Here is a 26,129-nt window from a genome sequence, read left to right on the forward strand (position 1 = left end):
GGCCGAAGCCTAGACGCTCGGGGTGGCGAGCGGGAGCGACACCACGAACCGTCCACTCCCCGGTTCGCCGGGCGCGGGCGGCAGGTAGACCGCGTCACCGGCATGGGAACGCGCCAGCTGCCGCACGATGAACAGGCCCAGGCCGGTGCCGCCGCGGGAACGACCGGTCGCGAACCGATCGAACAGCCGCTCCCGCATCTCCTCGGGCACGCCGCTGCCGGAGTCGCCGACGGCGACCTCGACGGTGTCCCCGACCCGGTGCACCGTCACCCGGACCGGCGGCCGGCCATGTCGCAGCGCGTTGCCGATCAGGTTGTCGAGCACCTGCGCCAGCCGGTCCGGGTCGCCGTCGACGACCAGGCCCGGCTCGCCCTCGACGAGCACCTCGTCCGCCGGGTGGATGCGCTGCGCGGTCGCGACCGCCGCCTCGGCGAGCCGGAGGACGTCGACCGGCTCGGAGGACATCTCCAGGGCACTGGCCTGCAGCCGCGACGCGGTCAGCAGGTCGGTGAGCAGCCGGCGCAGCCGAGCGGCGCTGCTGACCATCCCGTCGAGGAGCCCGTCCCGGTCGGCGTCGTCGAGCTGCGTCCAGTGCTCGCGGAGGGTCTCGGCGGTGCCGGCGAGCACGCCCACCGGCGTACGCAGCTCGTGCGCGGTCACCGCCAGGAAGTGCGCCTGGTCCTCGGCCGCCTGCTCGAGCATCTCGAGCATCTCGCGGCGCTCGGTGTTGTCGCGGGTGACCTTCGCGAACCCGACGTGCCGGCCGTCGCGGTCGTGGACCGCGGTGATCAGGACGTTGGCCCAGAACCGGGTGCCGTCCTTGCGGACCCGGACGCCCTCCTCCTCGTAGTGGCCCTCGCGGAGCGCGATCTCCAGCTCGCGCTCGGGGTGGCCGCTGGCCACGACCTCGGGCGGGTAGAACGTGCTGAAGTGCCGGCCGACGATCTCGTCCTCGGCGTAGCCGTTGATCCGCTCCGCTCCCGCGTTCCAGCTCTGCACGTCGCCGTCGGTCGAGAGCATGAAGATCGCGTAGTCCTCGACCGCCTCGACGATCAGCCGGAACCTCGCCTCGCTCTGCCGCAGCTGCTCCTCGGCCGCCCGCTGCGCGGTGACGTCCTGCACCTGCAGGAAGAGGTAGAGCGGCCGGCCCGCGCTGTCGAGCACCGGTGCCAGGGTCGCCAGCACCTGTCGGCGCACGCTCCCGAGCGGCACCTCGTGCTCGACCTGCACGACCCGGCTGGTGCCGTCGAGAATCTCCTGGAGGGCGGCCGCCAGCCGGCCCTCCGCCGTGCCGACGAAGGCGGCGTACGGCGTGCCGACCAGCTCGGCCACCGGGCGGCCGAGGAGGTCGGCGAGCGCGGCGTTCGCACGCACGACCTGGCCCGCCAGGGTCACGGTCGCCATGCCGATCGCCGCGTCGTCGAAGACCTCGCGGAACCGCTCGAGGTGCTCGCGCAGCACCGCGGCGTCCGCGTCCTCGTCCGGCTCCTCCGGCTCGACCGCGGGGGCGACCGGCGCCGTGGCGGCGCTGAGCGCGGCGACCAGCTCGTCGGCGAGGGTGTCCAGCGAGCTGGACTTCTCGAGGAACACCGACGCGCCGAGCTCGAGCGCGCGCTGCGCGAGGCCCTGCTCCTGGAATCCGCTGTACATGACCACCCGGGTGCCGGGCGACGCCTCGAGCACCCGGGGCAGCGTCTCGAGCCCGTCCATCACCGGCATCGAGACGTCGAGCAGCATCAGCTCGGGCCGGTGCTGCCGGGCCATCTCGATGGCCTCGACGCCGTCGGCGGCCTCGCCGACGACGTGCAGCTTCCTCGAGAGCCGCAGGCGGGTGCGCACCAGCGAGCGCACCTCGGCGGCGTCGTCGACGATCACGATCGTCGGGAGCGCGGGCTCCCGAGCACCCTCTCCCCCGGACACGCGGCGCAACGTTACCCACTTCTTGCACGTTTGTGCACCGCACAAAGCTGAGGCAGCGTTCCGCCGCGGATCGTCCGAATACCTGGAACCGTTTCGATCATGATCATCGACGTCCGCCCCACCTCCGCGCTGCGGAGGCGCCGCGCCCGCATCGCGGGCGCGCTGGTGGCCGTCGTGATGGTGGCCGCGACGCTGTTCTCGGTCTCGGAGCTGGCGCACGCCACGCAGGGCGCTCCGCAGCAGGCGCCGTACTTCGACCCGGTGCGCTGAGCCCGTGCGCTGAGGCGGGGCCCGGCTACTTCCGGCCGAACACCTGCGCGGCGTACCAGACGCCGTTGTCGCCGCGGCGGGCTCCGGCGCCGAGCAGCCGGAACGCGGGGTCCAGGATGTTGGCGCGGTGCGGCGGTGACTGCATCCAGCCGACCTGGACCACGGCGATGCCGAGGTCGAACCCGTAGGCCACGTTCTCACCGGCCTTGTGCAGGTGGCAGCGGCGCAGCACGACGCCGAGGTCCTGGTGGAACATCCGCTCCTGCTGGGCCATCCGCTTCGCCTGGCGCACGGCGTACTTCTGGACGCAGGCCTGGTGGCGGAACTTCGCCAGGTCGTGGCGCTCGCGCTGCTGGTTGGTGGCCGAGAAGATGTCTCGCTGGTAGTCCGAGACGGTGGTCGCGTGGGCCGGCACGGCCCACGAGAGGGCGAGCAGAGCCGCGGTCAGCGCGGCCGCCCCGAAACGAAGGGCGCTGGTCATGGGTCCTCCCGAGAGGATGGGCTAGACGTCAGGGCCAGGATTCACCGTAACGCGCGCAGGCGGATTTCGCTGCTTCTACGGTCATCTGCCATGTCCCCCCGACGCCCCCTCGCCGTCGCCCTGCCCCTCGCGCTGGCGCTCGGTCTGGCCGCCTCCGGGGCCGCCGCCCTCCGGCCCGCCGAGCGCTCCGCCCCGGTCGAGCCGTACCCCGACTTCGGTGACCTGCCGGCGGTCGCGGTGGTCGCGAACGGCCGGGTCGACCAGGTGGTGAGCAGCGGCGACCGTGTCTTCGCGCGCGGCGGTTTCACCACGATCGGCCGGTACACCGGGCCGGGGCGGGTCCTCGACACCGCGACCGGCGCGGACCGGCCGGCGCCGGTGCTGCCCAGCGGCCAGGTGTCGGTGACGGTCCCCGACGGCCAGGGTGGCTGGTACGTCGGCGGCGACTTCGGCGTCGACCACCCCACCAGCCGCGGCGGCGGGCTCCAGCACGTGCTGGCCGACGGCACCGCCGACCCGGACTTCCACGCCACCACCGACGGCCTGGTGAGCGCGCTGGCGCTCCAGGGCGACACGCTGTACGTCGGCGGCGACTTCGGCCACCTGGGCGCGGCGACCCGCGGCAACCTCGGCGCGGTCTCGGCCACCGACGGCTCGACGCAGCCGTTCCGGGCGGACCAGGACACCCGGGTCACCGAGCTCGAGGCCGGCGCCGGCCGGGTCTACGTCGGCACCGACCACGTCGAGGCGTTCGACCCGGTCACCGGCGCCACGGTCCCGGGCTTCGTGTCGCCGACCGACGACGGGGTGAGCGCGCTGCTCCTCGCGGGCGGCCGGCTCTACGTCGGCGGCGCCCGGCTGGTCGCCGCGGACCCGGTCACGGGCGCGACCGACCCGGCCTTCGACGTGCAGGCGGACGACACGGGCGAGTACCGCTTCCACACCCTGCTCTCCACCGGCGGCACGCTGTACGCCGGCGGCTCCCACGCCACCGTGGACGGCCGGCCCGGCCGGCTGGTCGCGCTCGACCCGGCAACCGGCGCCGCCGACCCGGCCTTCGACCCCCGGGTCTCCGGCGGCACGGGGACCTGGCCGTCGGCGAACGGCGGGGTCTTCGACCTCGCCGTGCACGGCGGCCAGCTCTGGGTGGGGGGCGCCTTCGCCCGGGCCGGCGGCGAGCCCGCGGGCAACCTCGCCGTGCTCGACCCGGCGACCGGTGCGCGCCTCGACGTGGCCGTCCCGTCGCTGGACCGCCAGGTCAACGCGGTCGACGTGAGCGGCGACGCGGCGTACGTCGGCGGCCACTTCTACCTCGAGGACCCGGTGACGACGCACGGCATCGCCGCGCTCGACGCGACCACGCTGGAGCCGGTGCCGGGCTTCCACGTCACCCGGCTGCCCTGGTGGGGTGACCTCGTCGCCGCCCCGAACGCGCTCTACGCCGGCCAGACCCACTTCTACGGCTACGACCGGTACGCGACGGCCCCGCCGTACTTCACCGCGAGCACGGACCGGGTCCTGGCCTACGACCCCGACACCGGCGCGGTCGACCGCGGCCGGACGCACCGGGTGCGGAACCTGACCGGCCTCACGACCGTCGGCAACCACCTGGTCGTCGCGCAGCGGCTCGAGGACGACGTGAAGTTCCCGCGCAACCGGATCGTCGTGTACGGCCCGCACGGCAAGGTGGTGCGAGCCTTCCCGGTGCCGCTGCGCGGCTACCTCTCCTACCTCACCAGCGTGGACGGCGACCTGCTCGCGGTCGGCAGCTTCAAGCGCTCGACGGCCGAGGGCTACCCGCGCAACACCGCGATGGTCCGCTTCTCGTTCCGGGACGGCGCTCGCCGCGCGTACTTCGACCCGAAGATCGACGGACCGGTGTACGACGCCGCCGTCCAGGGCCGCACGATCTTCGCCAGTGGGCTGTTCCACCGGGTCTTCCAGGGCGTCGACTTCGACCGCCCGGGCCTGACCCGGATGAGCGCCCGCTCCGGCAAGAGCGAGCAGTTCCGGCCGGCGTCGTTCGCGGCGAACCGGGTGCTGCTGCGGCTCTCCGCGGTCGGCGACAAGCTGTGGGTCGGCTGGTTCCGCAACGAGTTCCTCGACGCCGCCACCGGCGAGGTGGTCGACGACCCGACGGGCGGGCGCGCCGACGACATCAGCTCGGTGGTCCGGGTCCGGGACGGCCTGGACTTCGGCACGGTGCTCTACGGCGTGAACATCGCCGGTAGCTCGTGGAACGTCATGGGGTACGTCGGGCGGGTGGCGGACTGAGCACGGGCCGACGTGCCCGCTGCCGGCGGGACCTTGGCCACTGACGAACCCGGGTCGCGGGCGGTTGCATCGAGTCGACAACTGAACCAGCGATACGGGAACGAGGTGCGCCATGTCGCTCACCACCCAACCGGTGCCTGTCGAGGTGACGCTGCGCGGCAACGTCGGAGGCTTCGCCGGGGAGTACGCCCACGACAAGATCTCCGGGGCCCTGGCCGTCGGGCACCTTCCCGTGCGCAACGCCCGCGTCGTGCTCGACTGGCGGCACGACCCGGCCGTGGAGCGGCCGGCCGTCGCCGAGGCGTCCGCGGACGTCGACGGGCGCACCGTGCGGGCGAAGACCGCCGCCGCCACCATGCCCGAGGCCGTCGACGACCTGGTCGACCGGCTGCGCCGCCAGCTGGTCGGACTCGAGGACCGGACCCGCACCCTGCAGCGGCAGCCCGCTCCCCCGCACCGCGTGCCGATCGCCAAGGTGCCCGAGGACGAGCGCGAGGTGGTCCGCCACAAGTCGTTCGCCAGCGGCCCGATGACGGCCGAGCAGGCGACGTACGAGATGGAGCTGCTCGACCACGACTTCTTCCTCTACCGCGACGTCGCCACGGACGACCCGGCGCTGGTCTACCGGCTGACCGACGGCGGCTCCGCCGCCGCCTGCCCGCCGCCCTCGCTCACCGACCTCCAGGCCCGGACCCGGCTGGAGACCTTCGACGAGCCGTTCGTGTTCTATCTCGACCGCGACACCGGCGACGGGCGGGTGCTCTACCACCGGTACGACGGGCACTACGGGCTGATCGAGCTCAGCGGCTGAGCAGCGCCGAGTAGCCGTTCAGCTCGGCGGTCAGCGCCATCGACCAGGGGTCGAGCGTCTCGTGACCCTGGAGGTGGGCGCGCAGCTGCTCCTCGCTGGCACCCGCGGCGACCGCGACCGCAAGGGCGTCGGAGCCGATCCGCGACTGCCAGTCCGCCATGGTCGCCGGCCGGATGCCGTGCGCCCGCGCGACGGACATGACGTGCTCGGCGGCGGGCCACCCGACGGCCGCGGACAGCCGGCGCGCGACGACGTCGTCCCCGCGACTGGCCGTCCCCAGCCCCCACCGGCCCCGGAGCCGGACGACGGCCGTGTGCACGGAGTACGCCAGCAGCAGGAGGGCCGCGGGCGCGACCAGGCAGAGGACCACGAGGCTCATGCAGCCATCGTGGTCGGCGCAGGACCCGCGCAGCAGGGCCCGACGTGCGGTTCCGGCTAGTGCCTCGGCACTAGCCGCCGGCCCACAGGGCGCTCCGGGGCAGCCAGAACCGCACCGTGGTGCCCTCCGGCCCGGAGTCGAACCGGAACCGCCCCCCGGCCAGCTCGGCCCGCTCCTGCATCGTCTTCAGGCCCCGGTGGCCGGGCGGGGAGACCGGCTCCGGCGTCCCGACGCCGTCGTCGCGGACGGCGAAGCCGATGCCGTCCCGGTCCGGCTCCACGACGATGTCGACGTGGTCAGCGGCGGCGTGCTTGCGCACGTTGAGCAGCGCCTCGCGGAGGATCCGCACCGCCTGGGTCAGGGTCGCGGCGGGCAGCCGCAGCCGCTCCGGGTCGTCCTCGGGCTCGTCGCCCGCGACCCGCCAGGCCGGCGTCCGGTCGGTGAGCACCTGCGCCGCGGTCTCGCGCAACAGCTCGCCCAGCGGGACGTCGGCGTCCACCGGCTCCAGCTCGAAGGTCAGGCTGCGCAGCCCCGCGACGACGTCGTCGAGGATCACCCGGACCTGCTCGAGCGCCGGGACGAGCGCCGGCGCCTGCGCCGCCACCTGGCGCCGGAGCTGGCCGAGCCGGAGGTCGACCGCCGCCAGGGACTGGACGGGGTCGTCGTGGAGGCCGGCGGCGATCCGGGCGCGCTCCTCGTCCTGGGCGGCGACCAGCCGCTGCAGGAGCACCGCCCGGTCGCGGGCCAGCCGGGCCAGCAGGTCGGTCGCGTCGAAGCCGTCGAGCGCGCAGGACACGTTGTCGGCCAGGCCTTCGAGCTCGGCCCGGCGCTTCTCGTCGAAGGTCCGCGGGTGGTCGACCCAGAGCGACAGCACCGCCACCGTCCGGCCCTGGCAGGTCAGGGGCAGGGTCGCCGCTGCCCGGATGCCGAAGGACGCGGCGAGCTCGCGCCACGGCGCCATCGCGGGATCGGTGGCAAAGTCGCCGACGTACCTGCTGCGGCCCTCCCGCAGCACCGAACCGATCGGTCCCCGGCCGCCCGGCTCCGTCACGTCCGTCGAGATCTCGACCCGGTCGATGTAGTCGTCGATGCTGCCGGCCCGGGCCACCGTGCGGACCGACGCGCCCGGGCCCGGCACCGCGACCGCCGCGCCGAGGTAGCCCCCCTCCTCGACGGCGACGCGACAGGCCTGCTCGTACAGCTCGCCGGCGTCGGTCGCGCGCAGGATCACCTGGTTCAGGCGCGCCAGCGTCCGGAGCTCCAGGCGGGGCGTGGCATCGCTGATCCCGCAGACCACCCAGACTCCCCTCTCCGTGTGGATCGGGGCGAGGCCCATCTCGACCGGGAAGCGAGTGCGGTCCTTGCGGCACACGACCAGGTCGAGCCCGGTGCCCATGCCGCGGGGGCCCGGGTCGCGCAGGTAGCCGGCGCGGTGCTCGGGGTGCCGGTCGCCCGCCTCCGCCGTCATCAGGACCTCGACCGGCTGGCCGAGCAGCTCGTCCGCGGCGTACCCGGAGAGCCGCCGGAGGCTGTCGTTGACGTGCGCGACGCGGCCGTCGGCGTCCACGGCGACGATCGCGGTCGCGGAGGCGTCCAGCATGGGCACGAGCGCGGCGACGGGGATCTCCGGCAACTCGGTCGGCGGCATCGGGACCTCCGCTGGGAGAGCGTTACACCGCAGCCTAGTCCGCGGCGGACTCCGCGGTCCGCGTGATGAGCAGGTGCGCGAGGACCGTCGACGCGGACGGCACGGCGATGACCACGTCGCCGGCCGCGATCCGGGCCAGCACGTCGGGCAGTCCGGATCCGCTGCGGCCCTTCGCCAGGTACCCGACCGCGCCCGCCCGGAGCGTCTCGACCACGACCGAGGGAGCGGTCTGGGCGCTCAGCGCCACCACCGCCGGCAGGGTCCGAGGCCCCGGCAGCGTCGCGACCGCCCGGACGCCGTCCACCCCGCCGCCCTCCATCCGGAGGTCGACCAGCACGAGGTCCGGCTCGTGGCGGTTGGTCAGGGCGAGCAGCTCGTACCCCGACCCCGCGAGCCCGACGACCTCGAACCGCCCGTCGGCCTCGAGGACGTCGCGCACGGCCGCCCGCACGGTCGCGTCGTCGTCGGCCGCCACCACCCTGATGCGTCGGGTGTTCCTCATCTCCCACCTCCCCTCGCCATGCTGGCCGGCCGCCAGGAGGGGCCCCAGAGCCCGAGGGGCCAGGAGCCCTAGTGCATGGGGCCCAGGACCGGCACCATGGAAACCGGGGGGCGACGACGGGAGGCGCTCGTGGAGCTCGGACCCGAGCCCGCACCGGAGGGCGTCATCCGCGTGCTCCTCGTCGAGGACCACGAGGTGCTCGCCACGAGCCTCGCGATGGTCCTGGACCGGGAGCCGGACCTCGACACGGTCGGCGTGGCCGCGACGCTGGCGGCCGCGCGCCGCCTCCTGGTGAGCGCCCGGCCCGACGTGGTGCTGCTCGACCACCGGCTGCCGGACGGTGACGGCGTCGCCGCGATCCCCGAGCTGCTGGAGCTGCGCCCCGAGGCCCGGGTCGTCGTGCTGACCGCGAGCACCGCGGACCGGGTGCTGACGGGAGCGATCGCGGCCGGCGCCTCCGGGTTCGTCTCGAAGAGCCGCGGCGTCGCCGACGTGTGCGCCGCCGTGCGCGCCGCCGCCGCGGGCGAGGCGGTGATCAGCGCCGAGATGCTCGCCCGCCTGCTCCGCCGCCTGCAGCGCCGGGACACGCCCGCCCAGCCGGAGCTCACCGGGCGCGAGGTCGAGGTGCTCGAGCTCGTGGCCGAGGGGCTCACGAACGCCGTGATCGCGCAGCGCCTGCACCTCAGCGTGCACACGGTGCGCAACCACATCGCGAACCTGTCCCAGAAGCTCGGCGCGCACTCCAAGCTCGAGGCGCTGGCCATCGCGGTGCGGCAGGGGTTGGTGGCGCAGGACTGAGGCTGCTGGTCACCGCTCGGCGACCACGATCGCGGACCCGCTGGCGCCGATCGAGGCGGTGCCGGGCGAGCCCGGCACCGTGAGCGGCAGGTCCAGCGGCGCCTGGACGTGCACGCTGACGGTCGAGGTGGCGCGGTCGACGTCGACGGAGAAGGAGAGGCCGGGGTACCTCGCGTACGCACCCGACGCGACGAGGTAGTCGTGCACCGCGCCGCGCACCGCCGCGGGCGTGACGTCGAGCCGGTCGCGCGGGACCCCGCTCGTGTAGACCTCGCGGCCCGTGGCGCCCAGGTCCGCGCCCCGCAGCGCGGCGCCGTCGGCGACGGTGTCCAGGCCCTGCCGCTGGAGGTACGCCGCCGAGGTGTCGACCACCAGCGCGACCGCCATCGCGAGCACGAACGCGAACCCGACGATCATCAGCGTCGCCTGGCCCTGCTCGGCGCGGGGGTCACGGCGCGGCACGGTCGATCTCCTGGAACTGCCCGATCGGGACGGTGTGGGTCGCGTCCAGCGCGAAGCTCGGCGCGCGCCCGCCGAGGAAGCTCGGCAGCAGCGGCAGGTCGATCCGGGACGCCACCCGGACCGTGATCACCGACGTCCCGCTGTGGCAGTCGTGCGGGTACGGCGAGCAGCTGATCGTCACGGACACCGGCGCCCCGTGCACGCCCTGGTCCTCCAGCGCCTGGCGGGCCGCGGCGTCCGCCCGCGCGCGACCCTCCGCGTCGGTCGGGGCGAGCGCGTAGGCACGACCCGCCGCGCGGGCGGCCCCGCTGACCCCGAACGCGCCGCGCTGCACGTCGAACACCGAGACCACGATCCACAGCAGCGGGACCAGCAGCAGGATGCCGAGCCACGACAGCTCGACCAGCGCACTCCCCCGCTCGTCACCTCCCGCCCGGCGGAGCTTCACGGCCGCTGCTCCTCCACCGCGTGGCCGGTGACGGTGAACGAGATGCCGGGCCCGCCGATGCCGAGCGCCGGCACGGTCGCGTGCACCACCACCTCCACGCCCGGCGCGCCGTCCACGGTCGCCGGCCGCGCCGACACGTCCTGCGCGAACCGCCCCGAGATCGCGCCGCCGATCTGCTGCCGGGTCCGAGCCGCGCCGTCGGCCGGGCCGCGGTCGAGGGTCGCGGCGTACCGCGCGCCCTCGGACGCCGCCGCGGCCAGGGTGTTGCGCACCAGGAGCACCAGCGCCACCTGGAGGATGCCGAGGAAGACCGGCACCAGCACGACCAGGACCAGCACGAAGTCCACGACGGCGGACCCGCGCTGGTCACGACGAGGCACTACTTCACCTGGTTGAGCGCGCTGTTCAGCATCGACTGCAGCTGCGGCTTCGCGACGGCGGTGATCGCGACCACCAGCCCGGCGGTCATCACCGTGATCATCACCCAGCCGGGCACGTCGCCGCGCTCGTCGCGCACCCGCGGCGCCGTCACCGCGAGCCACAGCCGCGTCAGGGTCTGCGCCATCTGTTCCGAGATGTGTTCCATGTTCCCCTCCTCAGGGAGTCGTCAGGGAGAGACCGATGACGCCGGGCCAGAACGCGAACAGGACGGTCACCGGCAGGACGAGGAACACGACCGGCACCATCATGAACACCTCCTTGCGGGCCGCGGTCTCGATCAGCTCGCGCCGGCCGGCCTCGCGGACGTCGGCGGCCTGGGCGTGCAGCACGTCGGCCAGCGGGGTGCCGCGCTCGACGGCGACCGCGATGCCCTGCGCGAACCGCGCCACCAGCGGCAGCCCGGTCACCGCGGCCATCCGGTCGAACGCCGCGCCGACCGGCTCGCCGGTGCGGATGTCGGCGAGGACCCGGGCCAGGTCGGCGGAGAGCTCGCCGCCGCTGCGGTGCACGACGCGGTCCAGCGCCGACACGGGGCTCTCGCCCGCCGCCACGCTCAGGGCGAGCAGCTCGGCGACGGTCGGGAACTCCGCGAGGATGCGGCGCTCCCGGGTGCGCACCTGGCTGGTCAGGTGGGTGTCGCGGGCCAGCACGCCCGAGACGAACGCGATCACGCAGACCACGAGCCAGGTCGCGGCCGAGCCCGGCGCCGACAGCGTCCGGAGCACGCCGACCGCGGCGGCGGCGGCGAACGCCACCACGCCCCACAGCACCTGCTCGACGCGGAACTCGTGCACGGTCTTGTCGATGTTCGCGCGCTCGAGGCGGCGACGTACGGATGCGGCGCCGCCGAGGACCCGTTCGACCGCGTCGGCGGCCGAGCGCAGCGGCGGCCCGAAGACGCCCGCGGTCGCGGACGTCGACGGCACCAGGGGCACCCGGCCGATCTGCGGCAGGTCGCGCACGTACGGCAGCACGCGCACGGCGAGCTGCGGCCGCCGGAGCACCCGCACCCGCGCCACGACGAGCAGCGCCCCGCCGGCGAGCATCGCCCCGAGGACGGCACCCCACCAGGCGGGCGTCACGAGAGGATCCGCCGTTCGACGGGCAGCCGGCCGATCCGCATCATCAGCCGGTAGGCGACCACGCACGCCACCGCGCCGATGGTCAGCACGGCGACGCCGGCCGGCGAGGCGTAGCGGTGGATGACCTCGGACTGGAACGACATGAAGAGCAGCACCAGCCACGGCGAGGCGACCGCGAGGCGGGCGCCGTTCACGGTCCAGGCCTGCCGCGCCTCGAGCTCGGAGCGGGTGCGGGCGTCGTCGCGGAGGTACGTCGAGAGGTTGCGCAGCAGCCGTCCCAGCTCGCCGCCGCCGACCTCGCGGGCGATCCGCAGCCCCTCGACCACGCGGTCGCCGACCGGGTCGGCGAGCCGGTCCTTGAGCCGGTCCAGGCACTCCCCGAACCGGCCGGTCACCTGGTAGTCGAGAGCGAACTGGTCGAACGCCTCGCGCAGCGGCTCCGGACCGCGAGACCCCAGCGCGGACAGGGCATCCGGCAGCGACATGCCCGCGCGCACCGCGGAGACGAGGTTGTCGACGGCCTCCGGCCACACCTCGGCCAGCTCGCGCTGTCGTCGCCGCGCGCGACCCGACACGACGGCGACCGGCAGCCAGGCGCCCATCAGCCCGAAGGCCACCGCCACCGGCGGCGTGCCCGACACGACCTGGAGCGCGAGCGTGGTGACCGCGCCACACACCACGCACAGGGCGACGAACCCGGTCACCGACACCTGGCCCAGCCCCGCGCGGGCGAGCAGCTCGGCCGCGCGCCCCGTCGTACGCGACGCGTCGCCGGCCGGCCGGGGCAGGAAGAACGCGCTCCAGACGAGCATCAGGCCGATGCCCACCCCGACCCCGACCACGGCGCCCACGTCAGCGCTCCCCCGCCAGGATCCGGTGCACGTCGACGCCGGTGCGGTCGTACCGCTCCGGGTGCGGTGGGCGGCCGCCGGTGCAGCGCAGCTCGCCGCCGCGCCGCTCGAAGATCGTCTCGGTCTCGATCACGTCGCTCTCGACCCGGCCCGGGACGCCGACGATCTCGTTGACCCGGCGCACGCCGTGCTCGTCGATGCCCAGGTGCACGACCAGGTCCACGCTCGAGGCGACGGTCGGGACGACGAAGCGCGCCGAGATGTTCTCGCCAGCCAGCAGCGGCAGCGTGCACATCTTGACCAGCGCCTCGCGCGCGGAGTTCGCGTGGATGGTGCACATGCCTGGTAGGCCGGCGTTCAGCGCGAGCAACAGGTCGAGGCACTCCTCGGCGCGGACCTCGCCGACGATGATCCGGCTCGGCCGCATCCGCAGGCTCTCCTTGACCAGCTGGCGCAGCCGGATCTCGCCGGTGCCCTCGAGCCCGGACTGCCGGGTCTGCAGGGCGACCCAGTCCGGGTGCGGGAACCGGAGCTCGAAGACCTCCTCGGCCGAGACCACCCGCTCGCCGCCGGGGATGGCCGCGGCCAGGCAGTTCAGCGCGGTCGTCTTGCCGGCCTGGGTGCCTCCGGCGACCAGGATGTTCAGGCCGGCACGGACCGAGGCCTCGAGGAACGCCGCCGCCTGCGGCGTCATCGACCCCAGCTCCACCAGGTCGCGCAGCCGAGCGGCGCGGAGCACGAACTTGCGGATGTTGACAGCGGTGAAGCCGCGGCTGATGCCGTCCAGCACGACGTGCAACCGGTGGCCCTCCGGCAGCATCGCGTCCACGAACGGCTGGCTCAGGTCGATGCGGCGTCCGCTGGACTTCAGCATCCGCTCGACGAGCTCCTGCACCTGTGCGGTGGTGAGCACCAGGTTGGTCAGCTCGTGCCGGCCGTTGCGGGCGATGAACACCCGGCTCGGGTCGTTGATCCAGACCTCCTCGACGGCCGGGTCGTCGAGGAACGGCTGCAGCGGCCCGAACCCGGACACGCGCGCGACCAGCTCGCCGACCATCGAGTCGACGTCGGGGACCGGTGCGACCTGGCCGGTGAGGCTACGGTCGTCGTGGGCGCGGACCACGCCCTCCGCGATCCGGCGGACCACGGCCGCGTCGCGCTGCGGATCGACCGCCTCGCGGCGCACGAGCTCACGCACGTGCTGGTCGAGCTGCTCGACCAGCTGGTCGTGTTGCGTGAGCGACATGGCATCCCCCGAGATGGGTCCGTCGTCGTGAGTCTTGCCGCGCTCCGCGGCCCCGAAACCGGGCCGGGACCGCTGCTGTGGACAACGATCAACGGCCCTCGGCGTTCCGAGGGTCCGGTCGGGGTCACGCAGGCAGTCCCGCCACCGCCTCGATCTCGACCAGCATCCCGGGCACCGCGAGCTCGGTGACGCCGATCAGCGTGCTCGCGGGCCGCGCGTCCCCGAAGTACTTCTGCCGGACGGGGTTGATCGTCTGCCGGTCCGCGACGTCGGTGAGGAACACGGTGACCTTGAGGACGTCGGCGAAGGACCCGCCGGCGGCGGCGAGGATCTGGCCCATCTGCTCGAGCACGAACTCGGTCTGCCCGACCACGTCACCGGGAGCGACGACGTTGCCGTCGTCGTCGAACGGCGCGCACCCGGAGACGAACAACAGGTCGCCGTACCGCACCGCGTGGCAGTAGTGGCTGATCGGCTCGGCCAGGCCCTCGACCGAGATCTCCTCCCGTGTGGTCACGTCGCCATCTCCTTCTCGCTGGGATTCGCAGGGACACCGGCCGCGACGCCGTCGAGGAACGACGCGATCACGGCGGTCAGCTCGTCGGGCCGCTCGATCCACACCAGGTGTCCGGCGCGCGGGATCGTGACCAGGCGCGCCCCGGGCACCTGAGCCGCCACGGCGCGGTTGTAGCGCGGCATCGTGATCAGGTCCTCGTCGCCGTGCACGACCAGGGTGGGGCAGGAGATCGCGGGAAGCCGGTCGTAGGTCTCGTGGCCGAGGTCGGCGCGGAAGTGGCTGGCCGTGCCCTCGGGCCGGCGCGACGTGTGCGCGTCCAGCCGGTCCTCCACGACGCGCTGCAGCTCCGGCTCCTCGTCGAGGATGCTGTGCGCCGACATCCAGAACGCGAACAGCCCGAAGACGTCCAGCGGTCCCCGCTCGAGCGCGGCGAGTCGGGACTCGAAGTGCCGGCGGATGTGGTGCTCGCGCGAGGACGACGACCAGGTGCCGACGAGCACCGCGCTCCGCACCAGGTCCGGGCGCAGCAGCGCAAGCTCCTGGACGACCGCGGAGCCGAGGCTCAGCCCGACCAGGTGGGCGGATCCGACACCGATCGCATCCAGGAGCTCGGCCACGACCAGCGCCATCTCCCGCACCGTCGGCTCCGCCGGCAGCGACGAGCGTCCGGCACCCGGCAGGTCGACGGTGAGGCAGCGGTACACCTCGGAGAAGTGGGAGGTCTGGGGCTCCCACGTCGTGCCCAGCAGTCCGGTGCCGGGCAGCCACACCACCGGGTCCCCGGAGCCGGCGTCCTCGTAGTACAGCTCGACGCCCCGGCAGTGAACGGACGGCATGGATGCTCCTCCAGCGGTGGCTGCGGGTGCTGTTGAGCCGACTCTGGCCACCCACCGTGAACACAGGCGAAATCACCGCCAGCCCGGTGCGGGACCGCGGTTCCTGTGTCACCATCCGGCCATGGGTCCCAGCGACCGCTCCTCGCTCGACGGTGCCGGGCCGGGGGCGGCGCGCGTCATCCGGCGCAAGATCACACCTCCCCTCCTCCCGCCGTCGGTCGTGCGCCGACCGCGGGTGGAGTCGCTCCTGGCCCGCCTGATCGAGAACCACCGCATCGTCTGTGCCTTCGCCTCCGCCGGCGCGGGCAAGACGACGGCGGTGCTGCAGGCCGCCGCGCAGCTCGACCGGCCGCTGGCGTGGCTGAGCATGGACGCCACCGACGCGGCGCCCGGCCGGCTGGTGGTCTACCTCGAGGCGGCGCTCGCGGCGTGCGACCCGGCCGTCGTCGGCGTGGGTACGGCGGCGCTCGCGGCGAAGATCCCCCATGCGGAGGCCGCCGGGCTGCTGGCCGAGGCCGTCGAGGACGTGCCCCTGCTGCTCGTCATCGACGACGCCGAGCGGATCGCCCACGCCCCCGAGGCGGTCGCGGTCCTCCACTCGGTCGCCAAATACCTCCCCGACGTCGCCCGCCTGGTCCTGATCAGCCGCCAGGAGCTGCCGATCAACCTCGGCGGCATGGGTGCCGTCCCCTGGACCGGGGCGGTCGGCGAGGAGGACCTGGCGTTCACGGTCGACGAGGCGATGCAGGCGCTGGACGCGAGCGGCCGCACCGACATCGACCCGGTCGAGGCGATCATCGAGACCGGCGGCTGGGTGACCGGCGTGATGTTCGAGGCCTGGCGCTCCGCCGACCACGTCATCGGCAGCGGCGGCGAGGCCGACCCGCTGCACGGCTACCTGTCGCTGCAGATCCTCGACCAGCTCGACCCGGCGGAACGCGAGTTCCTGATCACGACGTCGGTCCTGCCCGAGGTCACTCCCGCCGCCGCCGAGGCGCTCGGCGCCCAGGACGCGACGGTGCTCCTGCACCGGCTGCGCTCCCGCCGGCTCCCGGTGAGCTGGGAGCAGGACGCGGTGGCGATGCGCTGCCACCCCCGCTTCCGCGAGTACCTCGTCCAGCTCCTGGCCCGCCGTGGCGAGCAGGCGTTGCGCGCGGTCCACCTCGGCAACGCCTGCCTGCTGGCGAAGGAGGGCCACCTCGAGGAGGCCGCCGAGGAGTTCTTCACCGCCGGCCACCCCGAGGGCGCGCTGCCGTTCGTCTACCCGGTGCTGGAACGGGTCATCGAGCGCACCGACTTCCCGGTCGCCGAGCGCTGGCTGCGAGAGCTCGCGCCGGTTCGCGATGCGGCCCAGCCCGAGCTGGTCGAGGCCGAGCTGATGCTCGCGCTCTCCCGCGAGGACTACGGGGCCGGCATCGAGGTCGCCGACGCCCTGCTCCGGTCGGGACGACGGGAGGAGGTCGCCGGGCGCTCCAGCCGCGCCGCGAGCCTGATGGCCTGGTGCTACCTCCACGCCGGGAGGATCGAGGACATCCGCCAGCTGCTCGCGGTCGCGGACCCCAGCCCCGACATGGACGCGCTGCGCCACTCGCTCCGCGTCGCCGACGACCGGCTGGCCGACGAGTTCCCCGGCAGCGGCGCCCTCACCGGCGGCCCGCTGGACGCCCTGGTCCTGCGCGCCGACTACGACCTGGGCCGCCTGAAGTCGCTGATGACGATCCCCGAGTCGCCCTGGGTCGTCCGGGCCGCGGAGCCGTGGCGGATCGGCGCGCTCTTCGCGACCGGCCACCTCGACCAGGCCTTCGAGCTCTACCAGGCGGTCGCCCTGTCCGGCGACTCCGGCGTCTGGCTCTCCGCCGTGCTCGGCCCCCGGCTGATGGCCGAGGTCGGCGAGGCCGACGCCGCCTGGAGCCTCCTCACCGAGGGCCGGGCACGGATCGCGGCCAGCGGCTCCCGGATGTTCGCGCTCCTGGGCATGCTCACCGAGGCCGAGCTCGAGCTCATCCTCCACGACGACCCGGCTGCCGCGCGCCGCGTGCTCGACCGGATCCGCGAGGACGACGTCAGCCACTCCTTCGCCTTCGTCAACGAGCCCGCGCTGATGCTCTCCGGGCTCGCCCACCTGCTCGAGGGCGACGACCGGGCGGCGCGCGACGACCTGGCCGCGGCCGTGAAGGGGATGACCGAGGGGCACCGCCGCCTGCACCTGCCGGCCGCCGCGGTCTTCCTCGCCGAGGCGGAGTGGCGCTGCGGCAACGAGGACGCCGCCGACGCGGCGGCCGACCTCGCCCTGCGCAGTGCCGAGGAGCAGGGCTCCAACCACGTCCTCCTGGACGCCCTCGCCCGCTTCCCCGCCGTGCTCTCCCGCCGGCTCGACCTCGAGCGCCGGGCCGACACCCCCTGGCACGGCCTGGGCCGCGCCCTGATGGTCCGCGGCGTCGAGGTCGGCGACGTCCTCTCCGCCGCGGTGCACGGGATCGAGTTCGGCCGGCGGGCGGTGCTCGTCAACGGCGAGGAGGTCAAGATCAGCCTCACCAAGAGCTTCGAGCTCCTGGTGTTCCTCGCCAACCGCAGCCGCCAGGAGGCGACCCGCCAGGAGCTACTCGAGGCGCTGTTCGACGCGCGCGCCGACGAGTCCGCGGCGTCGTACCTGCGGCAGGCCACCCTCCGGCTGCGCAAGATCCTCCCCGACAGCCTGGAGGTGGATCGCGCCACCGGGCTGGTCCGGCTGAACGGCCGGATGCGGGTCACCACCGAGTCCGCACAACTGATCCACCTGCTCGGACAGGCGACCAGCCTGCGCGGCGCCGACCGGCTCCGCACGCTGCTGGCGGCCTTCGAGATCGCCGACCGCGGCACGTACCTCAGCGGGATGCGGTCGCCGTGGATCGACGAGCGCCGGCTGTACCTCGCCCGGCTGGTCCGCGACGGGCGGCTGGAGGCGGCCGAGCTGGCCTTCGCCGAGGGGCACCTCAAGCAGGCCGGGCGGCTGGCCGCCGAGGTGCTGCGGCAGGACCCGTTCCGCGAGACCGCCTGGCGGCTGCAGATGCGGGTCGCCCACGCGGTCGGCGACCACGACCGGATCGTCGCCGCCTACCGCGACTGCGAGCGAACGCTCGCGGAGATCGGGGCCGAGCCGAGCAGCGCGACCAGCCAGCTGCTGGCGGACCTGCGTCCCTAGGTGCGATTTCGGTCCGGTTCACGCCCGGCGGCCCACCATCGGCGCACCAAGGTTCCCCCTGCTCTCCACTCGCCCGTCCGGGAGGCACGGCACATGTCGTCCAGCTACGTACTGATCCGCAACGGCACGGTCATCGACGGCACCGGCGCCGAGCCCTCGGCCGACGCCTCCGTGCTGATCGAGCGCGACCGGATCGTCGCGGTCGGCCCCGACGTCTCCCGCGACCAGGTGCCGCGGGGCGCACCCCTGGACGAGATCGACGCGACGGGCCGGACGATCATGCCGGGCCTGATCGACGCGCACTGCCACATGACGTACGGCGAGAGCCGCAGCGAGGAGGAGATCGACCTCTACACCAGCCCCGAGCTGCGGACCCTCAAGGCGGCCTGGAACGCGCAGAAGGTGCTGCGCGCCGGCGTCACCGGCATCTCCCAGCCCGGCGGCAGCTACTACATCGGGGTCGGGCTCCGCGAGGCCGTGGACGACGGCATCGTCGTCGGCCCCCGGATGACGGCCGCCGGCCGCTACATCAGCACCAGCAACAGCCTGACCGACTGGTACCCCGACTCCGTCGGCGTCCCCGAGGGCTCGATCGGCATCCTCGCCAACACGCTCGACGCGATGATCAACGAGGTCCGCCACCAGGTGAAGAACGGCGTGGACCTGATCAAGCTCGCGGACAGCCCGATGGGCGAGTTCCAGGCCTTCACCGGCGACGAGATGAAGGCGCTCGCGGACCTGGCGCACCAGCTCAACACCCCGATGACCATCCACGCCCGCGGCTCGGCCGAGGTCGACGCCGCCGTCGCGGCCGGCATGGACTGGATCATGCACGGCAACGTGATGACCGACGACACGATCGGCCGGCTCGCCGAGTCGCGGATCCCGCTCGTCCCCACGTTGCTGCTGCTGGCCAACGTCGTCGACTACGGGCACCTGGTGGGCGTCCCGGGGCCGCTGTACGACGCCATGCGGCGTCTGCTCGACGACACCGCCGACACCCTCCACCGTGCGCACGACGCCGGCGTGACCTTCGCGCTGGGCACCGACAGCGGCTTCTCGCTGACGATGTACGGCGAGTGGCACGCCCGCGAGCTGGAGCTGCTGATGACCTACGCGGGACTGAGCCCGATGGAGGCCGTCCAGGCGGGAACCAGGAACGGCGCGAAGATGCTCGGGCTCGACGGCGAGGTCGGGGTCCTGACGCCCGGTGCGATCGCCGACGTGATCGTCGTGGACGGCGACCCGCTCGCCGACATCACCGTGCTCCAGGACAAGCGCCGGATCGAGGTCGTCGTCAAGGGCGGCGTGCGCCAGGTGTTCGACGAGGAGCAGATCGAGCGTCGCTGGCCGCACCACCGCGGCCTCGGCTACTCCGTCGGCGACCTCACCTACGACCTCGTGCACGGGCGCACGGACCCGGACGCCGCACCCGACACCACCGCCGAGCGGCCCGCCGCGCCGCTCGAGCACGACGAGGCCAACGACCTCGTCTCCGACCTCCAGCACCGTGAGGCCGCCGCCCGGACCCACTGACCCGCCGACCGACCCCCTGCAGCCCAGCCCGAGAGGAGCCCGACGCGATGGCTACCGACGAAACCTTCAACGAGGACTACGACGACATCGAGCTCGTCGGCGACAAGCCGCTGACCTGGTTCGACGTCTCCGCCATGGGGACGGGCGAGATGCTCTTCACCGCCGGATGGGCCTGGATCGTGTTCATCGCGAGCTTCTACGGCGTGAAGTGGACGCTCATCGGCTTCGTCGCCGGCGCGGTCGTCGTCTTCATCGCCTGGTGGCTCTACCGGGAGATGGTCACCGCGGTGCCCGAGCCGGGGTCCATCCAGTCCTACGGCAGGGAGGCCGGCCTCTTCTCGCTGGGGACGTCGTACTTCATCCTGTACGCGCCCGTCTACGCCGGCTTCATGTGGCTGGAGCTGCTGGTCGCCCAGGGCCTGTTCACCCTGCTGTTCCCCGACGTCCCGACCGACATCTGGCCGTACGTCGTGCTCCTGCCCGTCGTGGCGCTGAACCTGCTCGGCCACCAGATCACGGGCAAGGTGCAGGCGGCACTGGTCGTCGTCACGCTCGTCGGTGACATCGTGCTCGCCATCGGGCTGTGGTGGCTGGTGGCGGACAGCGACGCCTGGAGCGCCAACTGGGAGTCCCCGACACCGATCGACTGGATCGCCTTCTTCACGATCGCGGGACTGTGGCTGGGCATCATGGCCGGCATCCTCGAGGTCCAGCAGGTGCTGGTCGACGAGTGGCGCGACTTCCGGCAGTCCCGTGACGTCGGGCTGCTGACCGCGCCGCTCCAGCTGTGGGCCCGCCAGATCCCGCTCGCGCTCGCCGTGCTCGCCGGTGCCCCGCTGTCGGTGCTGATCGCGATGCCGGTGCCGACCGTCGAGGTCGTCGACCTCAAGCTGCAGCAGAGTGGCCACCACCCGCTGTTCTACTTGGCCCTCTTCACGATGCTGATCGCCACCTACACGACCCTGAGCGTGTTCTTCATGGGCATGGGCCGGATCGTCGCCCTCTACTCCCAGCAGGGCGCCCTGCCCCGGATCCTCGGCCGCTACTCGAGCCGGTCCGTGCCCTGGGTCGCGATCGTGCTGCTCGCCGCCCTGGCCCTGATCGGCGTCTACTGGCAGAACTTCAACTTCGTCCTGCACGTGCTGTCGTCCTGGTCGGCCACCCTCTACCTGGTCATCGGGATCTTCTTCCTGCGGATGCGGGCACGCAGCGACCTGGACCGGCCGCTCAAGGTCCGGTTCGGCGTGCCGCTCGCCTGGTTCCTGGTGGTCTACACCGCACTCATCGCGTACGGCATCTTCAAGCTGGACAACAAGGCGTTCCTGACCTGGGTGGCGGTCGTGGCGATCGTGGCGCTGTACGACCGCTTCGTGGTGCCCCGCACCACCCGCGGCAAGTTCTACCGCGAGCAGGTCACGCGGCGCCGTACCAGCGCCGTCCGGCTGTAGCCGCGGCCCACGCCGCCGTTCCGTGAACACCGACCCAACGCACGACGAAGGAGGAACCTCATGGCCGGCGCACGGCACGCCGAGGTGGCGGGGGCAGGACTGGGAGGCCTGGCGGCGAGCATCGCGCTGGCCCAGCGAGGCTGGACGGTCCGCGTCCACGAACGATCCGCGGAGCTGCGGATGTTCGGCGCCGGGATCTGGCTGTGGGAGAACGGGCTCCGCTCGCTCGACGCGCTCGGGGTCCTCAAGGAGGCCGTCCAGCACGCCCGCCCGATCGAGTCGCTGAAGGCGGTCGACCAGGACGGCAAGGTGCTGATGCACCGGAAGTTCGGGGCCCTGGACCGGCTGCTCATCCCGCCGCGGGCCGACCTGTACGACGCGCTCATCGCGCGCGCCACGGACCTCGGCGTGGACATCCGCACGGAGGCGGCCGCGGTCGACGCCACCGCCGACGGCGGGCTGACCACCGTCGACGGCGAGTTCGAGGCGGACCTGGTCGTGGTGGCGGACGGCGCCTTCTCCCGGCTGCGCGACTCCCTGCTGCTCGGAAAGCGACTGGAGTACCTCGACGAGGGCTACACCCGCCTGCTGATCCCCCGCCGTCCGGAGGACCCGCCGACCGAGATCATCGAACACTGGAGCGGCTCGCGACGGCTCCTCTACGATCCGTGCACGGACGACCTCAACTACGTCTGTCTGTGCTGCAACGTCGACGACGACCGCGGGCGGGACGTCCCGGTCGACAAGGAGTCGTGGGTGGAGTCCTTTCCCCACCTGGGCGGGATCATCGAGCGCATCGACGAGATCGGGCGCTGGGACCGGGCGCTCAGGGTCACCTGCCGGTCCTGGTCGCGGGGCCGGGCGGTCCTGGTCGGAGACGCCGCGCACGCCCAGCCGCCGAACCTCGGGCAGGGGGCGAACCTCACCTTCCAGAACGTGCTGTCGCTCGCCGAGTTCCTCGACCGCTCGTCCGACGTCCCGACCGCTCTGCGCCGGTGGGAGGAGAGCGAACGACCGCTGACCGACCACATCCAGCGTTGGACCGACATCTACGGCCGGGTCGCCAGCGCCTGGCCCGAGCGGCTCTCGCACCGACGCGGCCAGGTACTCGAGCTGGCTTCGCGGGTGCCCTGGGTCGACCGGCAGCTCAACAAGGCGGCCCGGCACGTGCCGCTGGGCTACGCGCCCGACCGGACCGGCACGGCCGCCACCACCCCGTCCCACGAGTAGACCCGCGCAGAGGCCAGCAGAGGAGCAGCGATGCCCAACGAGGCGACGGCGGCAGGCCGCCAGGACCACGAGTACCTCCCCCGCCCGGAGGTGGTCACCACGGAGTACCTCACGGACATCCTCCGCGAGTACTACCTGCGGAAGTGGAACACCAACAAGGACACCGTCGGAGCCGTGAAGAAGTGGCGGGACTGGCCGCTGGTGCTGCGGATGCCGGACGTGCAGCAGGACTTCACGGTCCAGATCGACGAGGGGATGGTCACCTGGGTCAAGGCCGGGTTGCCCGAGCGGCCCCGGATCCTGGTCGTGATGCTCTCGGAGACCATGCAGCGGATCTACTACGACGAGACGACCTCGGCGATCGAGGCCATCGCCGGCCGGATCAAGATCCGCGGCAACGAGACCGAGCGCCGGCGGCTGCTGGCCGCGATCTCCTTCCTGACCTGGTGACCCCGATGACCCAGAAGCTCGTCGGCCGCTCCGTCCCCCGCAAGGAGGACCTGGCCCTCCTCACCGGCACCGCGCGGTTCATCGACGACATCCGGCTGCCCGGCATGCTGATCGGCAAGATCCTCCGCGCCGACGTGGCCCACGCCCGGATCCGCGAGATCGACGTGAGCGCGGCAGCCGCCCTGCCCGGCGTACGGGCCACCCTCACCGGCCGGGACATCCTCGGCCGGGTGAAGCCGTGGGGCGACCTGATGCAGGACCTGCTGGTCGGGGACCACTTCCCGTTCGCCGTCGACAAGGTGCTCTTCGAGGGCCAGGAGGTCGCCGCGGTCGTGGCCGACGACGCCTACACGGCGCTCGACGCGCTCGAGGCGATCAAGGTGTCGTACGACGAGTTGCCCGTCGCGCTGGACCCGGAGGCCGCGCTCACCTCGGGGTCGCCGCTGGTCCAGGAGGGCATCACCTACGAGTTCGGCGAGGGCAACATCTTCGACCGGTACCGGGTCCGGATCGGCGACATCGCGGCCGCCGAGCAGGACGCCGACGTCGTCGTCCGGCAGCGGTTCCGGTCCAACCGCCAGGCCGGCGTCGCGCTCGACCCGCACGGCTGCGTCGCCAGCTACGACTCCTTCACCGGCGAGCTGACCGTCTACACGTCGACCCAGTCGACGTTCATGGTGCGCGACGGCCTGGCCGACGCGCTGCAGATCCCGCGCACCAGGGTCCGCGTGATCGTGCCGGACGTCGGCGCCGGCTTCGGCTCCAAGGCGCAGATGTTCGCCCACGAGGTGATCGCCTCGGTGCTGTCGATGCGGCTCGGCCGGCCGGTGAAGATCGTGCTGAGCCGGGCGGAGATCTTCCGCGCCGGCACCGCCCGGACCGGGCAGATCCGCTACGCGGAGCTGATGCTCAAGCGGGACGGGACGATCACCGGCTACCGCGACTACGTCGTGCACGACTGCGGCGCGACGTCGCTGTGGGGCAACCAGGTCGTGCACATCGGCACCAACGTCGGGATGCTGCCCTACCCGATCCCGAACATCCACGTCGACGCCGACATCGTGCACACCAACACCGCGCCGGCCGGGCCGCTGCGCGGCTTCGGGATCCCCCAGATGATCTGGGCCAAGGAGCAGCTGGTGGACATGGCGGCCGAGGAGCTGGGCATGGACCCGCTGGAGCTGCGGCTGCGGAACGCGGTCGACCCGGAGGCCTTCCCCTTCCGCACCCCGATGGGCCAGGAGATCGACAGCACCTCGGTCACCGAGTGCATCCGGGTGTCGGCGGAGCGGATCGGGTGGCAGCGGCACCGCGCCGAGCCGAGGCCCTACGAGGGCGTCGGGCTGGCGGTGTCGATGAAGTACACGAGCTGCCGCCACCCGTCGCTCGACACCGACCTGTCCGCCGTCCGGCTGCGGCTGGAGACCGACGGCACCGTCACCGTCTTCTCCAGCGACGTCTCGCACGGGCAGAGCCACGCCACGATGCTGGCCCAGATCGTCAGCGACGTGCTCGGCGTCGGCTTCGAGAAGATCCGGCTGGCGCCGCCCGACAGCACCACGGCGCCGTTCGGGCTGGGCACCTACGCCAGCCGCGGCGCCGCGGTCCTCGGGACCGCCTGCCGGCAGGCCACCGAGCGGCTCCGGGAGAAGGTCCTCGAGATCGCGTCGCACCTGCTGGAGGTCAGCCCCGACGACCTCGACACCGGGGACGACCGGGTGCACGTCAAGGGGATGGTGGGCACCGGGCTCTACCTGGAGAACCTCGCGGCGTACGCCGCCTACCGCACCCACCAGCTGCCGCCCGGCTTCGAGCCCACGCTGGAGGCGGTCGCGACGTACGACACCCCCACCGAGCGGGAGGCCCCCGACGGCTCCGGCAACTTCAGCGTCACCTACTCCACGGCCGCGCACGCGGCCCGCGTGGCCGTCGACCCGGAGACCGGGAGGGTGACGGTCGTGGACTACGCGATGGTCCACGACACCGGCACGGTCATCAACCCGCTGGTGGTCGAGGGCCAGCACCAGGGCGGCTTCCTGATGGGCATCGGCATGGCGCTCGGCGAGGACTACGTGTACGACGACGCGGGCCACCTGATGTCCGCCAGCCTCAAGGACTACGCCGCGCCGTACGCCACCGAGGTGCCCGAGCTGACCAACATGCAGGAGGTCCCGGCGCCGTCGGTGAAGATCCCCGGCGGCCAGAAGGGTGCCGGCGAGTCGGGCACGGGCCCGGTGCCCGCGGCGATCGGCAACGCGGTCTACGACGCCACCGGCGTCCGCTTCACCTGCCTGCCGATCACGCCGGACCGGATGGCGCTCGCCCTGCGCGAGAAGGAGCGGACCGGCGTCGCCCGGCTGCGCTATCCCGACGACATGCCCGGCTTCACGGGCCCCCGCAGCCACGAGGAGTGGCCCCGGCCGACGTCGGACGAGGAGGACCTGTTCCTGTGAAGCCCTTCGACTACCTGACCCCGGCGCACGTCGACGAGGCCGTCGGCCTGCTCGCCGACCGCGGCGACACCGCCCGGGTGATCGCCGGCGGGCAGAGCCTGCTGCTCGCAATGAAGCAGCGCGACGCCACGCCGCGAGCGCTGGTGGCGGTGGGCCGGATCCCCGCGCTCTCGGGCTGGAGCGCCGAGGCCGCCGGGCGACTGTCCATCGGGGCCGCCACCAGCTACGCCACGCTGGAGCGAGCCGAGCTGCCGGGCTGGCACGCCGAGATCGCGGCCGTCGCCGGCAACCTGGCGGACCGGCCGGTGCGGACGATGGGGACCATCGGCGGCGCGCTCTGCCAGGCCGACCCACGGTTCGACATGCCGACCGTCGCGGTCGGCGTGGACGCCGAGCTGGAGCTGCTGTCGGTGGAGGGCGGCCGTCGGGTCCCGGCCGCGGCGTTCTTCGACCCGGCGGGCGGGGCACGGTGCGGCGCGACCGAGCTGCTGACCACGCTCAGCGTGCCCGGGCTGGAGCGCTTCACCGGTGCCGCCTTCCAGAAGTTCCGCGTGCGCACGTTCGACGCGGCGCTCGCCTCGGTGCTCTGCGCGGCGCGGGTCGACGAGGCCGGACGGCTCGAGGAGCTGCGGGTCGTCGTGGGGGCGGTGGCTCCGGCACCGCTCGTGGTCGAGGGTGTCGCGGCCGACCTCGCCGGCGCCGAGGCGGCCTCGCTCGACACGGTCGGGGCCGGCCGTGCGGTGGCCGAGGAGGCGGTGCCGCTGGGGCCCTCGGCATCCGACCTCCGCAGATACCAGCGCGAGCTCGTCGCCGTGCTCGCCCGCGACGCCATCCGCCGCGCCACCGAGACGAGCAGGAGCTGATC

General features: G+C 73.3%; 25 protein-coding genes. 11 read left to right on the top strand and 14 right to left on the bottom strand.

Annotated elements, in window-relative coordinates; translation table 11 throughout:
* Positions 1-9: 9 nt before the first annotated feature.
* Complete coding sequence (locus ABD086_RS11090; protein ID WP_343907590.1) at positions 10-1,920, bottom strand: PAS domain S-box protein; 1,911 nt, start codon at positions 1,918-1,920, stop codon at positions 10-12.
* A 99-nt stretch (positions 1,921-2,019) separates the two neighbouring features.
* Here ABD086_RS11090 and ABD086_RS11095 point away from each other — a divergent pair, with 99 nt between their 5' ends.
* Complete coding sequence (locus ABD086_RS11095; RefSeq protein ID WP_343907591.1) at positions 2,020-2,190, top strand: hypothetical protein; 171 nt, start codon at positions 2,020-2,022, stop codon at positions 2,188-2,190.
* A 25-nt stretch (positions 2,191-2,215) separates the two neighbouring features.
* Here ABD086_RS11095 and ABD086_RS11100 read toward each other — a convergent pair whose 3' ends face one another.
* The gene (locus tag ABD086_RS11100; RefSeq protein ID WP_343907592.1) at positions 2,216-2,671 is read right to left on the bottom strand and encodes a CAP domain-containing protein; all 456 of its coding nucleotides are present in this window, start codon (positions 2,669-2,671) and stop codon (positions 2,216-2,218) included.
* Positions 2,672-2,761: 90 nt separating this feature from the next.
* Between ABD086_RS11100 and ABD086_RS11105 the strand changes: the two genes are divergently transcribed.
* Both ABD086_RS11105 and ABD086_RS11110 read left to right on the top strand, forming a co-directional pair.
* A complete protein-coding gene (locus tag ABD086_RS11105; RefSeq protein WP_343907593.1) occupies positions 2,762-4,945 on the top strand; it encodes a PQQ-binding-like beta-propeller repeat protein in 2,184 nt (727 codons plus the stop codon).
* Positions 4,946-5,057: 112 nt separating this feature from the next.
* Positions 5,058-5,756, top strand: a complete 699-nt coding sequence (locus ABD086_RS11110; RefSeq protein ID WP_343907594.1) for a ribosome hibernation promotion factor — start codon at positions 5,058-5,060, stop codon at positions 5,754-5,756.
* Here ABD086_RS11110 and ABD086_RS11115 read toward each other — a convergent pair.
* From ABD086_RS11115 to ABD086_RS11125, 3 genes are all read right to left on the bottom strand, one after another.
* Positions 5,746-6,135, bottom strand: a complete 390-nt coding sequence (locus tag ABD086_RS11115) for a hypothetical protein (RefSeq protein ID WP_343907595.1) — start codon at positions 6,133-6,135, stop codon at positions 5,746-5,748. The two genes, ABD086_RS11110 and ABD086_RS11115, sit on opposite strands and share 11 nt — an antisense overlap.
* Before the next feature lie 70 nt (positions 6,136-6,205).
* Positions 6,206-7,783: a GAF domain-containing protein gene (locus ABD086_RS11120; RefSeq protein WP_343907596.1), complete on the bottom strand. Its 1,578-nt coding sequence runs from the start codon at positions 7,781-7,783 to the stop codon at positions 6,206-6,208.
* A 34-nt stretch (positions 7,784-7,817) separates the two neighbouring features.
* Complete coding sequence (locus ABD086_RS11125; RefSeq protein ID WP_343907597.1) at positions 7,818-8,285, bottom strand: response regulator; 468 nt, start codon at positions 8,283-8,285, stop codon at positions 7,818-7,820.
* 129 nt (positions 8,286-8,414) lie between these two features.
* Here ABD086_RS11125 and ABD086_RS11130 point away from each other — a divergent pair, with 129 nt between their 5' ends.
* Positions 8,415-9,083, top strand: a complete 669-nt coding sequence (locus ABD086_RS11130; protein WP_343907598.1) for a response regulator transcription factor — start codon at positions 8,415-8,417, stop codon at positions 9,081-9,083.
* A 9-nt stretch (positions 9,084-9,092) separates the two neighbouring features.
* On the opposite strand, the gene ABD086_RS11135 is transcribed toward ABD086_RS11130, so the two are convergent.
* The 9 genes from ABD086_RS11135 to ABD086_RS11175 form a co-directional block, all read right to left on the bottom strand.
* Entirely contained in the window at positions 9,093-9,545 is a 453-nt protein-coding gene (locus tag ABD086_RS11135) for a Tad domain-containing protein (protein WP_343907599.1), read from the bottom strand.
* Positions 9,532-9,993: a hypothetical protein gene (locus ABD086_RS11140; protein WP_343907600.1), complete on the bottom strand. Its 462-nt coding sequence runs from the start codon at positions 9,991-9,993 to the stop codon at positions 9,532-9,534. The genes ABD086_RS11135 and ABD086_RS11140 overlap by 14 nt, the downstream gene beginning before the upstream one ends.
* Entirely contained in the window at positions 9,990-10,373 is a 384-nt protein-coding gene (locus ABD086_RS11145) for a TadE/TadG family type IV pilus assembly protein (RefSeq protein WP_343907601.1), read from the bottom strand. The genes ABD086_RS11140 and ABD086_RS11145 overlap by 4 nt, the downstream gene beginning before the upstream one ends.
* Positions 10,373-10,579 (bottom strand): hypothetical protein, encoded by a 207-nt coding sequence (locus ABD086_RS11150; protein ID WP_343907602.1) that lies wholly within the window; start codon positions 10,577-10,579, stop codon positions 10,373-10,375. The genes ABD086_RS11145 and ABD086_RS11150 overlap by 1 nt, the downstream gene beginning before the upstream one ends.
* Positions 10,580-10,589: 10 nt before the next feature.
* The gene (locus ABD086_RS11155; protein WP_343907603.1) at positions 10,590-11,516 is read right to left on the bottom strand and encodes a type II secretion system F family protein; all 927 of its coding nucleotides are present in this window, start codon (positions 11,514-11,516) and stop codon (positions 10,590-10,592) included.
* The gene (locus ABD086_RS11160) at positions 11,513-12,367 is read right to left on the bottom strand and encodes a type II secretion system F family protein (RefSeq protein WP_343907604.1); all 855 of its coding nucleotides are present in this window, start codon (positions 12,365-12,367) and stop codon (positions 11,513-11,515) included. Before ABD086_RS11160 ends, ABD086_RS11155 begins: the two co-directional genes overlap by 4 nt.
* Before the next feature lies 1 nt (position 12,368).
* Positions 12,369-13,613 (bottom strand): TadA family conjugal transfer-associated ATPase, encoded by a 1,245-nt coding sequence (locus ABD086_RS11165; protein WP_343907605.1) that lies wholly within the window; start codon positions 13,611-13,613, stop codon positions 12,369-12,371.
* A 124-nt stretch (positions 13,614-13,737) separates the two neighbouring features.
* Positions 13,738-14,130 (bottom strand): RidA family protein, encoded by a 393-nt coding sequence (locus tag ABD086_RS11170; protein WP_343907606.1) that lies wholly within the window; start codon positions 14,128-14,130, stop codon positions 13,738-13,740.
* Positions 14,127-14,966: an alpha/beta fold hydrolase gene (locus tag ABD086_RS11175; RefSeq protein WP_343907607.1), complete on the bottom strand. Its 840-nt coding sequence runs from the start codon at positions 14,964-14,966 to the stop codon at positions 14,127-14,129. Before ABD086_RS11175 ends, ABD086_RS11170 begins: the two co-directional genes overlap by 4 nt.
* Before the next feature lie 121 nt (positions 14,967-15,087).
* On the opposite strand from ABD086_RS11175, the gene ABD086_RS11180 reads away from it, so the two are divergent.
* The 7 genes from ABD086_RS11180 to ABD086_RS11210 all read left to right on the top strand — a co-directional run bounded on the left by ABD086_RS11180 (position 15,088) and on the right by ABD086_RS11210 (position 26,127).
* Complete coding sequence (locus ABD086_RS11180) at positions 15,088-18,147, top strand: AfsR/SARP family transcriptional regulator (RefSeq protein WP_343907608.1); 3,060 nt, start codon at positions 15,088-15,090, stop codon at positions 18,145-18,147.
* 93 nt (positions 18,148-18,240) lie between these two features.
* The gene (locus ABD086_RS11185) at positions 18,241-19,683 is read left to right on the top strand and encodes an amidohydrolase family protein (RefSeq protein ID WP_343907609.1); all 1,443 of its coding nucleotides are present in this window, start codon (positions 18,241-18,243) and stop codon (positions 19,681-19,683) included.
* Positions 19,684-19,730: 47 nt separating this feature from the next.
* On the top strand, positions 19,731-21,131 hold the full coding sequence (locus tag ABD086_RS11190; RefSeq protein WP_343907610.1) for an APC family permease: 1,401 nt from the start codon (positions 19,731-19,733) through the stop codon (positions 21,129-21,131).
* 60 nt (positions 21,132-21,191) lie between these two features.
* Entirely contained in the window at positions 21,192-22,361 is a 1,170-nt protein-coding gene (locus tag ABD086_RS11195) for an FAD-dependent oxidoreductase (protein WP_343907611.1), read from the top strand.
* Positions 22,362-22,391: 30 nt separating this feature from the next.
* The gene (locus ABD086_RS11200; protein ID WP_343907612.1) at positions 22,392-22,811 is read left to right on the top strand and encodes a hypothetical protein; all 420 of its coding nucleotides are present in this window, start codon (positions 22,392-22,394) and stop codon (positions 22,809-22,811) included.
* Positions 22,812-22,816: 5 nt separating this feature from the next.
* Positions 22,817-25,264 (top strand): xanthine dehydrogenase family protein molybdopterin-binding subunit, encoded by a 2,448-nt coding sequence (locus tag ABD086_RS11205; RefSeq protein ID WP_343907613.1) that lies wholly within the window; start codon positions 22,817-22,819, stop codon positions 25,262-25,264.
* Positions 25,261-26,127 carry an FAD binding domain-containing protein gene (locus tag ABD086_RS11210; RefSeq protein WP_343907614.1) on the top strand — a complete coding sequence of 289 codons (867 nt, stop codon included), beginning with the start codon at positions 25,261-25,263 and terminating at the stop codon, positions 26,125-26,127. Before ABD086_RS11205 ends, ABD086_RS11210 begins: the two co-directional genes overlap by 4 nt.
* Positions 26,128-26,129 lie beyond the last annotated feature (2 nt).

Origin of the sequence: Nocardioides aquiterrae, from assembly GCF_039526625.1 — a bacterium.
Lineage (GTDB): Bacteria > Actinomycetota > Actinomycetes > Propionibacteriales > Nocardioidaceae > Nocardioides > Nocardioides aquiterrae.